15 protein-coding genes are annotated in these 17,362 nt (G+C 44.5%); 4 read left to right on the top strand and 11 right to left on the bottom strand.

From position 1 onward, the window contains the following. Window positions 1-88: 88 nt before the first annotated feature. Both Q5H80_RS15545 and pyrC read left to right on the top strand, forming a co-directional pair. Window positions 89-247: a YqaE/Pmp3 family membrane protein gene (locus Q5H80_RS15545; protein WP_004731890.1), complete on the top strand. Its 159-nt coding sequence runs from the start codon at window positions 89-91 to the stop codon at window positions 245-247. Between the two features lie 192 nt (window positions 248-439). After that, entirely contained in the window at window positions 440-1,468 is a 1,029-nt protein-coding gene (pyrC, locus tag Q5H80_RS15540) for a dihydroorotase (protein WP_304570319.1), read from the top strand. Between the two features lie 154 nt (window positions 1,469-1,622). Here the strand turns inward: pyrC and Q5H80_RS15535 are convergent, their stop codons facing one another. Further along, window positions 1,623-2,528 (bottom strand): DUF808 domain-containing protein, encoded by a 906-nt coding sequence (locus Q5H80_RS15535; protein WP_304570318.1) that lies wholly within the window; start codon window positions 2,526-2,528, stop codon window positions 1,623-1,625. Between the two features lie 175 nt (window positions 2,529-2,703). On the opposite strand from Q5H80_RS15535, the gene Q5H80_RS15530 reads away from it, so the two are divergent. Continuing rightward, the gene (locus tag Q5H80_RS15530) at window positions 2,704-3,630 is read left to right on the top strand and encodes a M14 family metallocarboxypeptidase (protein WP_304570317.1); all 927 of its coding nucleotides are present in this window, start codon (window positions 2,704-2,706) and stop codon (window positions 3,628-3,630) included. Window positions 3,631-3,855: 225 nt separating this feature from the next. On the opposite strand, the gene Q5H80_RS15525 is transcribed toward Q5H80_RS15530, so the two are convergent. The 10 genes from Q5H80_RS15525 to xsc form a co-directional block, all read right to left on the bottom strand. Continuing rightward, complete coding sequence (locus Q5H80_RS15525) at window positions 3,856-5,463, bottom strand: BCCT family transporter (protein ID WP_304570316.1); 1,608 nt, start codon at window positions 5,461-5,463, stop codon at window positions 3,856-3,858. A gap of 483 nt (window positions 5,464-5,946) precedes the next feature. Then, window positions 5,947-6,519: a hypothetical protein gene (locus tag Q5H80_RS15520; RefSeq protein WP_304570315.1), complete on the bottom strand. Its 573-nt coding sequence runs from the start codon at window positions 6,517-6,519 to the stop codon at window positions 5,947-5,949. 236 nt (window positions 6,520-6,755) lie between these two features. Then, window positions 6,756-7,676 carry a cache domain-containing protein gene (locus Q5H80_RS15515; RefSeq protein ID WP_304570314.1) on the bottom strand — a complete coding sequence of 307 codons (921 nt, stop codon included), beginning with the start codon at window positions 7,674-7,676 and terminating at the stop codon, window positions 6,756-6,758. A gap of 11 nt (window positions 7,677-7,687) precedes the next feature. Beyond that, the gene (locus Q5H80_RS15510; protein WP_304570313.1) at window positions 7,688-9,028 is read right to left on the bottom strand and encodes a TRAP transporter large permease; all 1,341 of its coding nucleotides are present in this window, start codon (window positions 9,026-9,028) and stop codon (window positions 7,688-7,690) included. 37 nt (window positions 9,029-9,065) lie between these two features. After that, on the bottom strand, window positions 9,066-9,608 hold the full coding sequence (locus Q5H80_RS15505) for a TRAP transporter small permease (RefSeq protein WP_304570312.1): 543 nt from the start codon (window positions 9,606-9,608) through the stop codon (window positions 9,066-9,068). Between the two features lie 164 nt (window positions 9,609-9,772). Beyond that, window positions 9,773-10,774 carry a TRAP transporter substrate-binding protein gene (locus tag Q5H80_RS15500; protein WP_102321315.1) on the bottom strand — a complete coding sequence of 334 codons (1,002 nt, stop codon included), beginning with the start codon at window positions 10,772-10,774 and terminating at the stop codon, window positions 9,773-9,775. A 117-nt stretch (window positions 10,775-10,891) separates the two neighbouring features. Next, window positions 10,892-12,358, bottom strand: a complete 1,467-nt coding sequence (locus Q5H80_RS15495) for an FAD-binding oxidoreductase (protein WP_304570311.1) — start codon at window positions 12,356-12,358, stop codon at window positions 10,892-10,894. Window positions 12,359-12,406: 48 nt separating this feature from the next. Further along, window positions 12,407-12,859 carry a nuclear transport factor 2 family protein gene (locus Q5H80_RS15490; protein WP_192891267.1) on the bottom strand — a complete coding sequence of 151 codons (453 nt, stop codon included), beginning with the start codon at window positions 12,857-12,859 and terminating at the stop codon, window positions 12,407-12,409. A gap of 264 nt (window positions 12,860-13,123) precedes the next feature. Next, window positions 13,124-13,939 carry an FRG domain-containing protein gene (locus Q5H80_RS15485; RefSeq protein ID WP_304570310.1) on the bottom strand — a complete coding sequence of 272 codons (816 nt, stop codon included), beginning with the start codon at window positions 13,937-13,939 and terminating at the stop codon, window positions 13,124-13,126. 364 nt (window positions 13,940-14,303) lie between these two features. Continuing rightward, complete coding sequence (xsc, locus tag Q5H80_RS15480; protein ID WP_017057935.1) at window positions 14,304-16,115, bottom strand: sulfoacetaldehyde acetyltransferase; 1,812 nt, start codon at window positions 16,113-16,115, stop codon at window positions 14,304-14,306. A 262-nt stretch (window positions 16,116-16,377) separates the two neighbouring features. Here xsc and Q5H80_RS15475 point away from each other — a divergent pair, with 262 nt between their 5' ends. After that, entirely contained in the window at window positions 16,378-17,361 is a 984-nt protein-coding gene (locus Q5H80_RS15475; protein ID WP_304570308.1) for a MoxR family ATPase, read from the top strand. Window position 17,362 lies beyond the last annotated feature (1 nt).

Here is a 17,362-nt window from a genome sequence, read left to right as displayed (position 1 = left end):
AGGACAATAACGCATTAACACTCTCCATACGTTCTATAATTTAAACACAGTTGTTATATTGAACTTTTACCAATAAAAGGGACTTATCATGAACAAACTTGTCATTATCATTTTATGCGTATTGCTTCCACCTGTTGGTGTATTTTTCGCTCGAGGTGCCGGAAAAGACCTATTAATTAATATCATCCTGACTTTCTTCTTCTGGGTTCCAGGAATGATCCATGGTCTGTGGGTAGCCACCCGCTAACCCTTATTAACAAATAGATACCGAATAAAATATCCATAAAAACAAGATCCTAACCCTGAAGAGTTAAAAATAGGATGAAATGAAAGTGCTTTTCCACTATCATCCTGTCGCCTAAACGTAAGCGATTGCTTTCACAGATTTCGCTGAGTTTAGGCTCCAACTACATTACACTTCAAATGGTGGGAGCCTTCAATGACACAACTTACGATTACTCGTCCTGACGACTGGCACGTTCATCTACGCGATGGCGAAGTATTAAAAGATACAGTTCGCGATATCAGCCGTTACAATGGTCGAGCGTTAATCATGCCAAATACCATCCCACCGGTAACTGATACCGAAATGGCCCTTGCTTACCGTGAACGCATCATGGCAGAGCAGCCAAGTGAACAATTCCAGCCTCTAATGGCACTTTACCTGACAGACAACACAACACCTGATGAAATTCGTAAAGCGAAAGAGTCTGGCGCTGTTGTAGCCGCGAAGCTATACCCTGCTGGCGCGACGACTAACTCTGACTCAGGCGTAACCTCAGCTCAAAAGATTTACCACGTACTCGAAGCAATGCAAGAAGTGGGTATGTTGCTGCTTGTACACGGTGAAGTAACGGCTCACGATGTTGATATCTTTGACCGTGAGAAACAGTTCCTAGACACTGTACTAGCGCCGATTGTTAATGACTTCCCTAACCTGAAGATCGTTCTAGAGCACATCACGACTGCAGATGCAGCGACTTTCGTTAAGAACGCTAACGAGAACGTAGCGGCAACCATTACAGCTCACCACTTGCTTTATAACCGCAACCACATGTTGGTTGGCGGCATTAAGCCACATTTCTACTGCCTACCTATCCTTAAGCGCAACACGCACCAGTTAGCACTTATCGAAGCAGCAACAAGCGGCAGCAAGAAGTTCTTCTTGGGTACAGACTCTGCGCCACACGCTAAAGGTGCAAAAGAGTCAGCATGTGGCTGTGCAGGTTCTTACACAGCACACGCCGCGGTTGAACTGTACGCTGAAGTATTCGATTTAGAAGGCAAGATTGAAAACCTAGAAGCATTCGCGAGCCACAATGGCCCAGACTTTTACGGTATGCCACGTAACTCAGACACAATCACGCTCGTTAAAGAAGAGTGGAACGTTGCTGAAACCATGCCTTTCGGTTCAGACATTGTTGTGCCAATCCGTGGCGGCGAGACGATTGCTTGGTCTGTAAAGTAAACGCTTGGGCGGTAAAAATAAGCGCTTATATTGTAAAATAAGAGCGTGGTGTTAATTAAACACAACTCCTTAGATTAAAAGGGGCACCATAATGATTATGGTGCCCCTTTTCGTTTCGCGGAGAGATGGTTTTATTCAGAACAATAATTAGCGATTACTTACTGCGTATTTTTCCAATCGCAGTCCAAACAGCAACAACAATCAATCCCGCTAAAACCCCAACAACACCATTCAACAGTGTTGGTACCACCGCTGTCGCAATCGTATGTCCACTGAAGTCCATAATGATCGGTTCAATTAAGTGATGAATTGCAGGGACGTTATGTACCACAATACCGCCGCCAACCAAGAACATCGCAGCTGTGCCGACCACAGCAAGCATCTTCATTAGCTTTGGTGCAAATGCGACTAGCCCATTACCCAATCTGGTTTTAATGGCACTCCCATTTGATGTTCTCTGGAGATAGAAACCTAAATCATCTAGCTTAACGATACCCGCCACTAAGCCATAAACACCAATCGTCATCACAAGTGCAATCAAACTCACCACAAGAATCTGAGTCACGATACTTGTACCCGTTACGGTACCCAGTGCAATCACTATGATTTCTGCAGATAAGATAAAGTCGGTCCGAATCGCGCCAGCTACCTTTCTCTTCTCATACTCTTCAACAGATTCGCCCGAGCTGCTTTCCTCACCTTTCTCTTCGTGTTGATGAGCATGAGGAAAAAGCTTTTCTAAGATTTTCTCTGCCCCTTCAAAACAAAGAAACAGACCACCAATCACGAGTAGTGGCATGATCAACCAAGGAATGAACGCACTAATCAATAGTGCCGCCGGGACCAAAATCAGCTTATTTTTAAATGAACCTTTTGCGACCGCCCATACCACTGGGATTTCTCTTTCAGCAGAAACACCGGATACCTGCTGAGCATTAAGGGCTAAATCGTCACCCAATACGCCTGCGGTTTTTTTAGCTGCCACCTTAGACATCAGTGCGACATCATCCAACACGGTTGCAATGTCATCTAGCAGTGTTAGTAAACTTGCTCCAGCCATTTTGTTGTCTCTTTATAAAGAATTGAACCATCAATAAAATGTAACACCATCAATTCACTCATCAAAGTTATGAGTCTATAAAAAATAAAGTCACAAGTTGTGTTTTCTATTGCTGTCTCTGTTAGACAGGAATAATCTGTCTTAATCTTTCACGAACATAAAAGAAAAAGTATAGATGAAAAGTGAATCTACCTACCCGATTGGTAATCCAGGACAAAAGTGGCAACAAGCAGAACGTGAAGCATGGTTAGCTCAAAGAACGGTTAAGCGTAAATACCAACAAGAAGTTGTACCAAAGATTAAAGCACTAGCAGATCGTTTTGACATCGAACAATATGGCGCGCTGAGCTACGACGAAAATCGCTTCCCACTCTTCGCAATCAAGAGCAAAAACTGGGACGAGTCAAAGCCGACGATTCTGGTAACCGGTGGTGTTCACGGTTACGAAACCAGTGGTGTGCATGGCGCGATCAAATTCGCTGCAACTCAAGCAGAAAAATACACGGCGCACTTCAACATTGTTATAGCACCATGTGTGAGCCCTTGGGGTTACGAAGTGATCAACCGCTGGAACCCAAATGCTGTTGATCCAAATCGCTCTTTCTACGAAGGTACACCAGCAGAAGAATCAGCAAACCTACGTGCTTTAGTTGCGTCTCTACCAGAAGTATTGGTTCACGTTGACCTGCATGAGACGACAGACTCTGATGAAACTGAATTCCGACCGGCACTCGCAGCACGTGACGGTATTGAGTACATCGAAGGTATGATCCCAGACGGTTTCTACACGGTGGGTGATACTGAAAACCCACAGCCAGAATTCCAAGCAGCGGTAATTAAGTCAGTAGAGCAAGTCACTCACATTGCGCCTGCGGATGACGAAGGCAAGATCATTGGTTCAGACGTCACTCAACACGGCGTGATCAACTATCCAATGAAGAAGCTTGGCTTATGTGGCGGCGTGACTGACTGTAAGTACGGTACAACCACAGAGGTTTACCCAGACAGCGACAAAGTAACAGACGAAGAGTGTAACGATGCTCAAGTTGCTGCGGTAGTCGGTGCTTTGGATTACGTTATTCAGCACGAACTGAACGCGTAAGCGAATATCAGCTAATAACTGGAACCTAGTAGCTAATACTTTGAACCTAGTGCCTAGAACTAAGAACTAAAAGAGCCACAAGTGATGATTCACTTGTGGCTCTTTTTTATCTTGTCTCTGATTTCTTCTACGACATAAAAAAGCTCCCTTGCACCAAGTACAAGAGAGCTTTGAATCATGCTGAGTACAGTAAATCCCTATCTAGTGACTTACTTAATTCACAATTTATTTTGTAGTTTGAGTAACGGTTTCTTGCCCTTTACCGACTTCTGTCAGTAGGCCTTTCAACAAACTCACACAGCCAATCAGAAGAATGATCGTAAACGGCAGTGCAGCAATAATCGTGATCGATTGCAGAGCTTGGATAGATTGAGTACCACCAATCCACAACATCACCATTGCGATAGCACCTGAGATAACCGCCCAAACCACTTTCTGTTTCACTGGCACTTCAAGCTTACCACCAGCCGTCATGCCATCGATAACGATTGAGCCTGAGTCTAGCGTTGTAACGAAGAACACAATGATCAGTGCGACTGCGAGAACTGACAGAATGCTACCGAACGAGTAAGCATCTAGCATGTAGAACAAGCTTAGAGAGACATCAGTGATGCCTTGGTCGAGGCCAAGTTGCCCTACATGATTAATCACTTGCTCAATAGCCACGCCACCGAAAATAGACATCCAAGCTGAAGTGACCAATGTTGGGATAATCAGTACGCAAAGCAGGAATTCACGAACCGTACGGCCTTTAGAAATACGCGCTACAAACATACCGAAGAATGGTGCATACGCAACCCACCAAGCCCAGTAAAACACAGTCCAACCATGCAGCCATGTTGTGTCTTCACGGCCTGAGCTTTGGCTCAATGCTACAATGTTTTTCACATAGCCAGTCGCAGCCGTCGCCACAGAATCAAGCACTGTTGTGAAGTTAAGAACAGCAATTAAACCAAGGAATACAAACGCAATCACCATGTTCAGGTTACTTAGGAACTTAACGCCACCGTCCATACCACGAAGAACAGAGATGATCGCTAAACCCATAATCAGAACAATAATAGATTGCTGAAGGAAGATGTTGTTTTCCCAGCCGAACACGTGGCTGATACCACTTGCTGCTTGTGTGCCACCTAAACCCAATGAAGTCGCTAGGCCAAACAGAGTAACCAGTACCGTAAGTACATCAATTACATCACCGGTCTTGCCCCATACTCGCTCACCCAAAATTGGGTAGAACACAGAACGCATTGATAATGGTAAGCCTTTGTTGTAAACAAAGTACGCCAAGCAAAGTGCCGTCATGCCATAGATAGCCCATGCATGAAAACCCCAGTGGAAGACTGTCGCACCCAGTGCCAGTTCACGGCCTGCTTCTGTAAAAGGTTCAGCATTCAAAGGCGTGCCAAACCAGTTAGTGAAGAACGCGGTCGGCTCTGCAACACCCCAGAAAATAAGTCCAATGCCCATGCCTGCTGCGAATAGCATCGCAATCCAAGATGACATTGAATAGTCTGCCGTCGCGTCTTCGCCACCTAGGCGAATCTTACCCAACGGTGAAAATGCGAGAACAACAGCAAAAGCGAGCATGATGTTAGCTCCCCACATAAACAGGAAGTCAAACTTAGATAAAACAGCACCCTTAATAGAATCAATTGCAGCTTTAGCATCTGCAGGAGGAAGAACAAGAAGAGTGATGATGAAGAGAAGAGACAAACCTACTGAGGCTACGAAGACGGTGTTATGGACATCCATGCCCCATTTACTGACGTTATCTTGACCAACTTGATAGTCAGTAGAATCGATACTGTATTTTTTTGATTTAAAACTCATAAATTATGATGTTCGCATATCCGAATCAACGAATATAAGGACGCTCTCCATATCCAATTACTACTTGATTGGCTCGCCGCACCACCTAAATAGAGGCGATAAAATCACAATGGTTGGTGATAAATGGACTTACTGGCTCAATCCCAAGGCGCGCATTATAGCACAGGTCGAAGCATTTTGACTGAGTTTTAGCTCAATAGTTACCCAGACCACCTTTGATTGTTATAGTTAACCCAACAAAAAGAGAATAACAAAAATAGACAAAAACATTAAAATACAACACGTTAAATTAAAATGACACACTGTAAAATCTAATCTAAACTTTCTATAGATAATATTAACAGCAGTCTGATTTATTTATAGCTCTAATAAAAAAGCCCCGCTATAGGGGCGGGGAAATTACCAAAGGTAAAAGAGAAATCAGTATTCAGATATCAGTGCTACGTCTAGCAGAGCAGCACTGCACATTTCAAAGACAGCACATTAGATCGCAAAGCAAAAACCTAGGTTATAGTCTTCGCCATTCTTCGCCGTGAACTCTTTGTCTTCACTTGATGCGTTTGGACGGCCGCTTTCATCGCCTTTTACTAAACTCACCCAGTGACGAATACCAGAAGAGCGGCTAGCCTCTGTTTGACCAAACGTGGTGCACGTCTCTAATTGGATATCTTGAATATCAACCAACTCCAGACGGCCTGTGCCTTTACGAGCACTGATTGTCACTTCAACGTGTGTACCGCTTTCATCACGGAATAGGATTGCTGAAGGCTTAGATTTATCACCAGTGTAAGCCACAAAGTGTTTAGCGCGTTTCAGGCCTGTGTGCTCACCGTTTTTGAAGTAAACCTGAACATGTCGGTAATCAATCTCGTAGCTCACCGCGTCTTCGTGTGAGCCAGCCTCAAGAGGAAATAGAGTATCAAGCAACTGTTTTGCCATTTTCTGTTTTTCGAGTTGCTTATCTGCTTTCACCATTTCGACGGCAAAGACAGCTTCAGCAATAAATGTTGAATGGTTTCTGTGAAGTTCTGTTTTGTCTAGTGTCAACATATTCATAGTCTATCCCTCGTACGGCTTTAAATTTCATTAAGGTCAAAAATCCTGATTGACCCTTTTCAAAATTGTTCTTTACTGTGTTGCTTCCATGTATTTCATACTACTTGTATTTTTCAAACAATTTCACAACAAAAATTTCACACTGTGAATTTTACTAAATTGCTTTTTTACACACACCCATATTTTTAGCCCCTAGCCCTTTATTTAACTGGGCTGAGGGCTCACTAGAAACACTTTTACGTGTTGTTTGATTTTGTGTAATAACCAACCCCAACCAACTTATTGTCGATCACTCGGTAGTAGGTATGCTTGGTTTCGACTTTACTCGACAGCGGATTCAACCATCGATAGGTGTAAACACCTCGGCCGTTTTCTTTCGCGAGATTCAACATCTCAGTAAGAATCGGTTTATCGTCTGGACTTAGGATTTCGCTGTGTGAACGACCGATAAGTTCAGGAGAAACACCGTGTGCAAGCAGCTTTCCAGAGTTCATATCCATCACAAACACATACAAGTCCCCTTTCACAAAGCTGCCTTCAGCGTCATTAAACTCAGCAAGGCTTTGTTGCTCCGACTCTACAATTGCGGTCATCGCTCTCGCCAGTAGGTTCTTAGCCTCGGCCGCACTGGAACGCTCTGGGTAATAACCCACTGCCACAATCACATCGCCCACACGTTCAAAGAAGGTGGTCTTAGGCTCACCCATGCGGTCAGTAGGGTTAGTCCAATGGTACTGAACTTCGCCAAAACCGTTATGCACCGCTTTAGTGATCATTTCTCTGAAAAAAGGATTGCCGTAAACATCTTGAGTGTCCAAAACACTGTCCCCCACCAGCACCATTGAAGAGCCGCCACTGGCGAGGAATTGGCCATCAATGCCTAAAGCAAACACATAAAGCTCACCATCTATATATTCAGGATCGCTCATGAAGTCACTCACGCTCTCATCGCCATCCTTTTGCACATGTATAACCGCTTTCGCAAGCAGGGTTTTGGCTCTTCTTTCAGCATCGCTGACCACATGAGGCTCTGAAATATCGAGCACATTGACTGGCTCGTTTTCTTTCGCTGTTTCTGAATGTTCGGCACGTAATCCAATGCCACTGATCACTGCAAATACGGCACAACCAATAAGGATAATTCTTGATATATTCATAGTGACCTCTCCTAATAGCCCACTAAGGACGGTAGCCAAAGCGTAATTTGTGGGAAGAAAGCGATAACGAACACGCCCACTACGGATGCAAGAACAAAGGGATGGATCTTAGCGGTGATCTGCTCGACCGTAGCCCCGCCTATTCCTGAAGCGACAAAGATATTTTCACCAAGTGGAGGCGTTGCAAAACCTATCGATAGGGTACACACCACCACGATGCCCACGTGAGTAGGATCAGCACCCAGCATGTACATAATTGGTAGCAGCACTGGCACAATGATCATGATCGCAGCTAAAGTTTCCATAAACATGCCTATGAACAACAGCAAGGTAATCGTCAGCGCCCAAACCATGTACATATTGTCGGTGAAGCTGAGCAGTGATTCCGCCACAACAACTGGGATTTTTTGCTCAATCAACAAGCGTCCAAACACGGTGGCAGCAAAGAGGATTAACAATACGCGTCCGGTGATCCACGTCGTGGTTGATAGAGATTTCATCACACTTTTGAACGACAATTCGCGGTGAATGAACACACCCACAAACAACGAATAGAATATCGCTACAACCGCAGATTCTGTTGGTGTGAACATGCCGCTGTAGATACCACCAAGAATCAAGAACGGCGCCAAGATCGACCATAACCCGCGACGTAAGTAATGCCTTACATCGCCAAATGACCACGTTTCAGTTAGCCCTTTATAGCCTTCGCGCTTAGCAATGAAGTAGTTGGTTACCACCAGCGTCGACGCCATGATAAAGCCCGGTACAACCCCAGCAACAAACAGCTTTGGAATCGATAAAGAAGCAAACTGGCCGTGTTGAGCGATGGCTTCCGGTGGCGCCATTAAGCCCATTGCAGAGATACCAAAGATAACCAAAGGAATAGATGGCGGGATGATAATTCCCAACCCACCGGATGCTGCCGTAACTGCCGATGCGTAGCTCTTATCGTAGTCACGCTTCACCATCGCAGGCACCATTAACATGCCTACCGCGGCGGTGGTTGCAGGGCCTGAACCCGAAATAGCACCAAAGAAAAGACATGCCATTACCGTTGCCGCGCCAAGTCCGCCTGTTACGGGCCCGGCTAAGCTCTCTGCAATATCCACCAGACGTTTGGAGATACCCGCCGCCTCCATTAATGCGCCAGCAAGAACAAAGGCCGGTAATGCCATTAACGGGAAGTTACCCACCGAGGTAAACGCGATTTGTACTAAAGCGATGGGATTTTTGTCGAGCAACATATAGGCCGCCATCGAAGCGCCGGCCAGTGAAACTGTGATTGGTGCACCTAGGATTAACAGGGTTAAAAAGCCACCAAATAAAATTAGAGTTAAATAGGATTCCATTATTACATCTCTCTATTACGACTATTCTCTGTGACGACTACTGCGTCGATTTTTGTGCCGTCATTTTGCGCAGTTCTTTAACTTCCGGATCTTCGTTGGTTGCGCCTTTGAATAAACGCTCATAGTTGTTCCAGATAATTCGAATCATCATCAGTGAAAACGCGATAGGTAAAATCATGTAGAAGTACTTCATCGGGATACCTGTGGTTTGAGACTTCCAAAACAGATTCATTTTGTTGAACACGAAGTCGTAGCTGAGGTAAACGAAGTAGCCGTTGAAACAGAGCCATAAGAAGTCAGCGATGGTTTCACTCACGGTCTGCACAATTGGCGGAAAGAATTTGAAGTGGAAGCTCACTCGGTTATGCGCCGACATCTTGGCAGCCACAACAGCCCCTAGATAAGCAAACCAAACGAACATGTAAGTAGAGACCTCATCCCCCCAAGGGATAGAGTAATCAAAGAACTGACGAGTAAGGATTTGTGTGAACAGCAATAGGACAAAGCTTGCGAGCAGCAGACAACATGTATATTCCTCAATGTTGTTTAAATGCTTTTTTATTGTTTTAGCGACTGACATATAACCTCCAATGTTGATTTCCACATGACAACCAGTCGCTCACGGTCCTAAAAAGATCAGGTACAGAACAGATCAACGAGTACAGCCATGTAAATGCCCTATCTCACTGTTCTATCGCTAGGTGATTAAGTAGCGCAGAACAGCAGATAGGGCGAATCTAATCGTTACTTTCTACCAAGTAACTCAAGAACGTCGTCTAACTTGTCTTTGCCTCCAATGCTTGAGTAGAACTTAGGCCAGACTGACTTAGTCACCTTGCTTATCCACTCTTGCTCGTTGTCTGCTGGGTCTGTGAATACCATGCCTTTCGCTTGTAGCTCTTCGCGAATCTTGTTTTCTGTGTTTTCTAGATAAGCAAAGCTGTGCTCTGTCGCTTCCTGACCTGCTTCAAGGATGATCTTTTGCATTTCAGGTGTCTGTTGTTGGAAGACCGTTTCACTCACGATTAGAGGTTCTAGAGAGAAAATGTAGCGAATGTTGGTCACGTACTTTTGTACTTCGTTGAACTTCATCGCGTGCACTGTGATGTAAGGGTTATCTTGTCCATCTACCACGCCTTGTTGCAGGCCAGTGAAAGTCTCAGACCACGCCATTGGTGTTGGGTTTACACCCCATGCTTGGTACGAAGCAATCATGATTTCATTACGAGGTACACGAATCACTAGTCCTTTTAGATCCGCAGGTGATGCCACTGATTTTTTAGAGTTAGTCAGAACCCTAAAGCCAGAATAAGCCCAACCTACGATGCGAACGCCGGCATCACGAATGGTGTTATCGACAAGATCTTGACCTACTTGCCCTTGAGTTAATAACACCGCTTCTTCTGCACTTTGAATGACGTAAGGCATAGTCAGTAGACCAACCGTTGGAGAGAAAGGCGTTACGTTATTGATCGCCAATACGGAGAAGTCGAGTAAGCCGATTGCCGCATCGTTTACGGTGTCTTGCTCGTTGCCTAATTGGCCGTTGGGGAACAGATCGATTTTCACTTTACCGTCTGTTTTTTGCTCCATCAGTTCAGAGAATGAGGTCGCTAGTTCCCACTGCGTACCACCAGCAGCATCGCCGATAGCCATTTTAAAATTCGCTGCTGCCGCGGTATGAGATAACACCGCTGTTGCTACAATAGTGACACCAGCAATAATTTTATTTTTAATCAATTTCATAGTCTTAACCTTTCCTATCATACAGACTTCCTGCCTGTACTTTGCTCACAAGGTGACCTGGTACAACTTTCCTGGTCGTAGTTCTATTTCCCTATTTTGGAAACAATGTTCGGGTAGTTACAGCCTTTCATCCTTTAACGAATACCACTGATAAAGGAACCGCTGCCCCATTCTTCGAAACGGTGCAAACATCTCTGATTCCACCACTTCCCTCACGTTGGGGAACGGAAGTTTTGATTCAAATATTGGTAGGTCGAGCTTGTGACCTTCACCTGCTATCCACTGAGCAAGGCGTTTACCTGCTTGAGCGGAATACATCACGCCATTGCCGCCATAACCCAGCGCGTAGAAGATGGATTGTTTTGGATTCGGCTGATAAATTCTCGGCATCATGTCGTGACTGACATCCACCCAGCCCCACCATGAATAGTCGATTTTGATCTGATCGAGAGACGGGAACTTTCGAGTAAGATCGGCTCTCAACATGTCTTCATATTTCTTTTCGGGTGCGTTCTTGCCACTGATGGCACTGCGTGTACCAATCTGTACTCGGTTATCCGGTAACAAACGGTAGTAGTGGCGCAGAATTCGAGTATCCGTAATCACTTGATTGGTTTTGAAGTTACACGCAGCGATTTCGTCTTGAGTTAACGGACGCGTCACCATCGAGTTAGAAAGTACTGGTAATAGGCGATTCTTAAGCTCTGAATGCAAACCTTGGCTAGTGTATCCACCGGTACAAACACCGACAGATCGAGCCTTAACAACACCACCTGGTGTTTTCAGGTAATGCACACCGTTGCGAGTTTCCCATCCCATCACAGGGCTTGCTGGGTGAACTTTTACGCCGAGTGCTCTCGCCTTTCTTAGATAACCAAACGCCAATTTCCCTGCATGAATGCCAATGCCCTCTGGCTCATGCATTGCGCCTGCCGCTTCTTGGTCACCAACGTAATCACGTTTTACGGTTTCCGCATCTAAGATCTGCGCATCGTAATCAAACGTGTCACGCAACAACTTGGCTTCTTTCTCAAGTGTTGCCATCACTTTTGGACGGTGAGCCACATATAGGTGACCACCCGGTTGCGGGTCACAATCGATGTCTTTGATCAGTGACTTGAATGTTTCCATGCCATCCACACACTCGCGGTGCATTTTGAGCGCCGTTTCTAGGCCCCAGCGTTCAATCCACTGAGAGCGTTTCAAACGTCCTGACGCACACTGAGCCTGACCACCATTTCGGGTACTGCAGCCCCAACTCATACGGTTAGCTTCAATCACAGTCGCTTTAATGCCGTACATTTCAGCAAGGTGTATCGCGGTACTTAGGCCTGTGTAGCCTGAACCGATTATTGCCACATCGACATCCATGTCTGACGTGATTGGACAATCATCTTCAGGAGGTGCGCCTGCGGTATCTACCCAATAAGTCGGGGCATATTCCTTACCGTGACCTGGGCTCTTGTCTTTAAGTGGATCGTATTTTGGATCGTATTTATCTTTTGCTTGGGTACTTTCTTTTGCTTGGGTGCTTTTCACCTTTGGCGGCACATCGGCTGCCGGTTGTTCCATTACTAAACTCATAATTCGACTCTCCTAGTCATAACACGTGAACGGGTTGTGGTTTCGTGTCTAGCTCTTGGGAGTGTTGTTAGGAGTAACCTTATTTGTAGTAAGAAATGGTCTTGTTTTACGGAAGGCATTTTTTACGCTGATTTTTCCATCTTTCAGGGTAAACACATCAACCATACGAGCTTCGATGACTGTGCCATCAGGGTTAGTCGCAGAGAACGTTGATTCACTCACCGCGCGGTCGCCACACACAAAGTGGACAGGGTCGCTCCAAGCTGCATCTGGAAAGTTCTGCCAAACCAATTCAAAGCTATTGCGAACGGCTTCGTACCCTTCGATAGTGTTTCCAAGTACACCTTCTCCTGCCACGGTGTGGAAGACACAGTCTTCGGTCATAAACGACATTAGCGCTTCAATATCATGGTTATTCCATGCATCACTAAAAGACTGTAAAAAGGCGGTGTCGACTTGGTTTTCCAGCACGAATGTCGCTGCATTGGTTTGCATATTCATATTCCAGAATCCTTTATGTTTTCGTTATTGGTTTAAATTTCAGTAGCTTTGCGCCACTTTTTATTAGAGTGTTTAAACTAGATCTGCGATAAATTTAACAACTTGATAACAAGCTTAGCCACTCTAACTTCGAGTTACTTTATAAACAATCTTTAAGCTCACAGATTTCATCTTTTTATAATTTAATTGATGTTCTAATTTATTTATCCTGTAAATCACTAGATTTATATGAGATCTAAATAAAATCGGTTAAAATATTAGACTTTAGTCGAAATCAAAATCTTGATGGTACTTTCGGCCATACTGCTCAAGCTGGCGATCATGAGTATTAACTTGTAATTCGATATTACCCTCACCTTTATTAATTGCTTGATTACTATCTACATGGGCTTCATTTTTTAAATCAGCCAGTTTCTCTTCAATATATTCTGTCGGTTCATTTAAAACATTCATGGAGATTAATTCCTTTATCAGGTTTACTTTCGCTGATGGAAGAATATGAACGGACACTAGACCGTTTGAATATTCTTTCTCATCGTACAAAGGCTGAATGGCATCATTGCCACCTTCCTTAAATGGGTGAATGGAATACCACTTGTCTTTTCGTTGCTCTTGCTGATCACAATCAGCCACATTGAATATCTGAGTCCTATTGAGATCACATGGTGAGTTGAAAACACTAACCTCATGATAATCAATAGGTTTAATAATATTGATACAATCTTTACTTTGGCTATGACATACAGACCACAGCGCATTAATCAGGTTATCTGTCCATTCAAGTAAACGGGTTGGAAACCCCTGTTTCTTGGCTAAACACATCAATAACCAATCGTTTATCTCGTGTGCACTCAACGAATGCCCGCCATAAACTCTCACGGTCGAAAGTAGTTCTTGTTCGACACGGCGAATATTCTTTCGATTTGATCGACCTAAACTTGGCATCAGGTTATTATTTTCATAATCACACACGTTATAAATTAAACCACGATTCCCACTACAACCAGCAATGAGCGAATCGATTATTTCATACAGTTCTTCTATTGAACTTATATAACATTTATTTTTCACAGCATGCATGTAATAAATCACTTAATTTAAATCCGGAACAATCCAAATATCAACATTTACGGCTAGCCAATAGACAATAGCCAATTAACATCGTTATCTATAACTTTCCAAAATGATAATAGGTATATATCTTCTTAAAAACGTAATATTTGTTGATCCATTCGTTAAGGATCGATTAATAATAACGAGTGACAAAGTGTATATAGCTAGAACCACTTATGTTCCTAATGAACATTTAATTAGTGTTCTACTGTTTAACTAGAAATTATTGAACTAAGCGTTTACGTTCTTCACTTAAGCACTTTTCCAATGCCCGTTAATATTGCCCGACCACGCTCTTTATAATGCGGTGGCCGGACAAACTTCCTATGACTTATACGTAATCTTTGTATTTATCTAGGAAACGAACCGGTGTTGATAGTGCATCTCGACGGAACGGGTCGCCCAACTCCTGAGTACACATGATTTCAATGATGGTTGTTTTACCTTCGTTCATTTGCATGTCGATGGCTTTTTGCAAGGTTGGACCTACATCTTCTAGCTTATCAACCGTGATACCTTCCGCGCCCATTGCTCGTGCGATTTCCGCAAAGCTCTGATTATCCAATTCACCAGCAACAAAGCGTCGGTTGTAGAAGTCGACTTGGTTCTTCTTCTCTGCACCCCACTGACGGTTGTGGAATACCACGGCTGTCACTGGAATGTTATGACGAACACATGTCATGGTTTCCATCAAGCTCATGCCCCACGCACCGTCGCCAGCATAAGAAATAGCTGGACGATGAGGTGCCGCTGCTTTCGCACCAATGATGGTCGGGAACGCGTAACCACAGTTACCAAAACTCATTGCAGCAAAGAAGCTACGTGGTTTTTCAAAGCGTAAGTAGCTGTTTGCTACTGAGTTGATGTTACCGATATCCGTTGAGACCATAACGTCTTCAGGCATCGCTTTTTCTAGCTCACGCAAAACTTGGCGTGGGTGTAGGTATTCACCGCCAGAGAACGGAGTCTCGTGAGAGTTTTCTTCAATCATATCTAAGCTGAAAGAATCACGTTCGTGTGTCCACTCATCAAGCTCTTTTTCCCAAAGTGCTTTCTCTGTTGCGACTGTGTCTTGGCGAGCGCCTTTGTTGTCATCACACAACAGTGCACGGCCTTCCAACCTTTCAGATAGAGCAACCGCAGCGGCTTTCGCGTCGCCACAGATACCAACAGAGATCTTCTTAACTAGGCCAAGCATCTTGTTATCTGCATCAATCTGAATAATTTTCGCGTTCTTAGGCCAGTAGTCCATGCCATGTTGAGGCAAGGTACCAAATGGACCAAGACGTGTACCCAAAGCGATAACCACATCCGCTTGAGCCATCAACTTCATTGCAGCTTTCGAACCTTGGTAGCCTAAAGGACCACACCATAATGGGTGACTAGCAGGGAAAGAGTCATTGTGCAGGTAGCTGTTCACAACGGGTGCACCTAATCTTTCAGCCAACGCTGCACACTCTTGAACTGCATCGGCCATTACCACGCCGCCACCAGAAATGATGACTGGGAATTTCGCTTCAGCAATCAGGTCTGCCGCTTCATTCAGAGATTTTTCACCACCTGGACCGCGGTCTAAACGGGCAGGTTTAGGGATCTCGGTTTGAGTTTCGCCGTAGAAGTAGTCACGTGGAATGTTCAGCTGAGTCGGACCCATTTCGCTCATTGCGCGGTCAAAGCATCGGCCTGTGTATTCCGCCATACGATCTGGGTGCGTTACGTGTCCTTGATACTTAGTAAACTCTTGGAACATTGGAAGCTGGTTACACTCTTGGAAACCACCTAAGCCCATTGTTTTGGTACCTGTTTCTGGCGTCACAATCACGACCGGGCTGTGTGCCCAAAACGCGGCTGCAATCGCTGTTACACAGTTACTGATACCCGGGCCATTCTGCCCGATAACCACACCATGGCGACCAGATACACGAGAGTAACCATCTGCCATGTGAGCAGCACCTTGCTCGTGTACCACTGGGACCAATCGAATGCCAGCAGGAGCAAAGATATCCATTGCGTCCATAAATGCTGACCCCATGATGCCGAACATATCGGTAACATCATTAGCAACCATAGTTTCAACGAACGCTTCTGATGGTGTCATTGTTACTGTGCCGGAAACAACCGTACGTTTTTCTTGCTCACTCATTCTTCCATTCTCCTTGAGTTAACCAAAATTTCATTTTTCGGAATAAATTGTCTCTTTTTCGAATTCAATTTCACATTAGTAGTAGAATTTTTGCGCGTCAACTTTTTATATTAAATTGGAACAATTCATTCTAATTAATAAAACTGGATCACATTATTGGTAGTTTTTCGTACAAAAAGTGCCATTAACTTAAGAGGAGCTGTTAATAATCGATGACATATCGCGATAGCAGCGACAAGTGATGAGCTATATAGAGGGAAATATGATGAAAGAGGCGGAATTGATACCAACGCAACCGGTAAGTGTGAGAGAACGCTTTGGGATCGACAGCAACCTAACCGTGATGGCATTTGAACATGTGGGCGAATATGTTCCTAAAGTCGATCCTAATTACTGTTTTGACCCCGAAGTAACACTAGCTATATTGGCGGGGTTCGCCTCCAATCGACGCACGCTGATACAAGGTACACACGGAACGGGCAAGTCTTCTCACATTGAACAAATCGCCGCGAGATTGAACTGGCCATGCTTGAGGATCAACCTAGACGGACACTTAAGTCGCTTGGATTTCATAGGAAAAGACAGCATCGTCATTAAAGATGGAATGCAGGTGACAGAGTTTAAAGAAGGCATTCTTCCGCAAAGCATCCAACAACCCATCGCTCTAGTTTTAGACGAATACGATGCAGGACGACCAGATGTGATGTTTGTGATTCAACAACTCTTAGAGCAAGACGGTAAATACACCTCTTTAGAGCAAAACCGAGTGATCACTCCTCACCATTCTTTTCGCCTATTTGCTACCTGTAACACGCTTGGTTTGGGTAACTTCTCGGGTTTATATTCCGGAACTCAAGTACTTAACCATAGTCAGCTTGACCGATGGAACATCATCGCCACGCTTAACTATTTAGATCCACAACATGAAACTAAGATCGTGTTATCAAAGCGCCCAGAACTGAACAGTGAAAGTGGTCAGCAGTTAGTAGAGAAAATGATCGCAACCGCTGGTTTAACTCGAAATGGTTTTAGAGCAGGCGATCTGTCGACGGTAATGTCCCCGAGGACCGTGATCACATGGGCTGAAAACATCCGTATATTCGATAACGTAGCGACTGCATTTAGGCTTTCATTCCTAAACCGTTGTGAAGATGAAGAGAAAGAGCTAGTGAGCGAATATTACTTCCGCTGCTTTGGTGAGACTCTAGAAACGCATACTCAAAGTTATGCGCAGTCGGAGTCGTAAA

Source organism: Vibrio sp. SNU_ST1 (assembly GCF_030563405.1).
Lineage (GTDB): Bacteria > Pseudomonadota > Gammaproteobacteria > Enterobacterales > Vibrionaceae > Vibrio.
The sequence above is the reverse complement of the archived record's forward strand: the minus strand, read 5'-3'. Positions and strand labels throughout refer to the sequence as shown.

Bases quoted from the DNA above. Each gene is read 5' to 3' on its own strand.
- Q5H80_RS15545 (WP_004731890.1), top strand. From the start codon at position 89: ATGAACAAACTTGTCATTATCATTTTATGCGTATTGCTTCCACCTGTT.
- pyrC (WP_304570319.1), top strand. From the start codon at position 440: ATGACACAACTTACGATTACTCGTCCTGACGACTGGCACGTTCATCTA.
- Q5H80_RS15535 (WP_304570318.1), bottom strand. From the start codon at position 2,528: ATGGCTGGAGCAAGTTTACTAACACTGCTAGATGACATTGCAACCGTG.
- Q5H80_RS15530 (WP_304570317.1), top strand. From the start codon at position 2,704: ATGAAAAGTGAATCTACCTACCCGATTGGTAATCCAGGACAAAAGTGG.
- Q5H80_RS15525 (WP_304570316.1), bottom strand. From the start codon at position 5,463: ATGAGTTTTAAATCAAAAAAATACAGTATCGATTCTACTGACTATCAA.
- Q5H80_RS15520 (WP_304570315.1), bottom strand. From the start codon at position 6,519: ATGAATATGTTGACACTAGACAAAACAGAACTTCACAGAAACCATTCA.
- Q5H80_RS15515 (WP_304570314.1), bottom strand. From the start codon at position 7,676: ATGAATATATCAAGAATTATCCTTATTGGTTGTGCCGTATTTGCAGTG.
- Q5H80_RS15510 (WP_304570313.1), bottom strand. From the start codon at position 9,028: ATGGAATCCTATTTAACTCTAATTTTATTTGGTGGCTTTTTAACCCTG.
- Q5H80_RS15505 (WP_304570312.1), bottom strand. From the start codon at position 9,608: ATGTCAGTCGCTAAAACAATAAAAAAGCATTTAAACAACATTGAGGAA.
- Q5H80_RS15500 (WP_102321315.1), bottom strand. From the start codon at position 10,774: ATGAAATTGATTAAAAATAAAATTATTGCTGGTGTCACTATTGTAGCA.
- Q5H80_RS15495 (WP_304570311.1), bottom strand. From the start codon at position 12,358: ATGAGTTTAGTAATGGAACAACCGGCAGCCGATGTGCCGCCAAAGGTG.
- Q5H80_RS15490 (WP_192891267.1), bottom strand. From the start codon at position 12,859: ATGAATATGCAAACCAATGCAGCGACATTCGTGCTGGAAAACCAAGTC.
- Q5H80_RS15485 (WP_304570310.1), bottom strand. From the start codon at position 13,939: ATGCATGCTGTGAAAAATAAATGTTATATAAGTTCAATAGAAGAACTG.
- xsc (WP_017057935.1), bottom strand. From the start codon at position 16,115: ATGAGTGAGCAAGAAAAACGTACGGTTGTTTCCGGCACAGTAACAATG.
- Q5H80_RS15475 (WP_304570308.1), top strand. From the start codon at position 16,378: ATGATGAAAGAGGCGGAATTGATACCAACGCAACCGGTAAGTGTGAGA.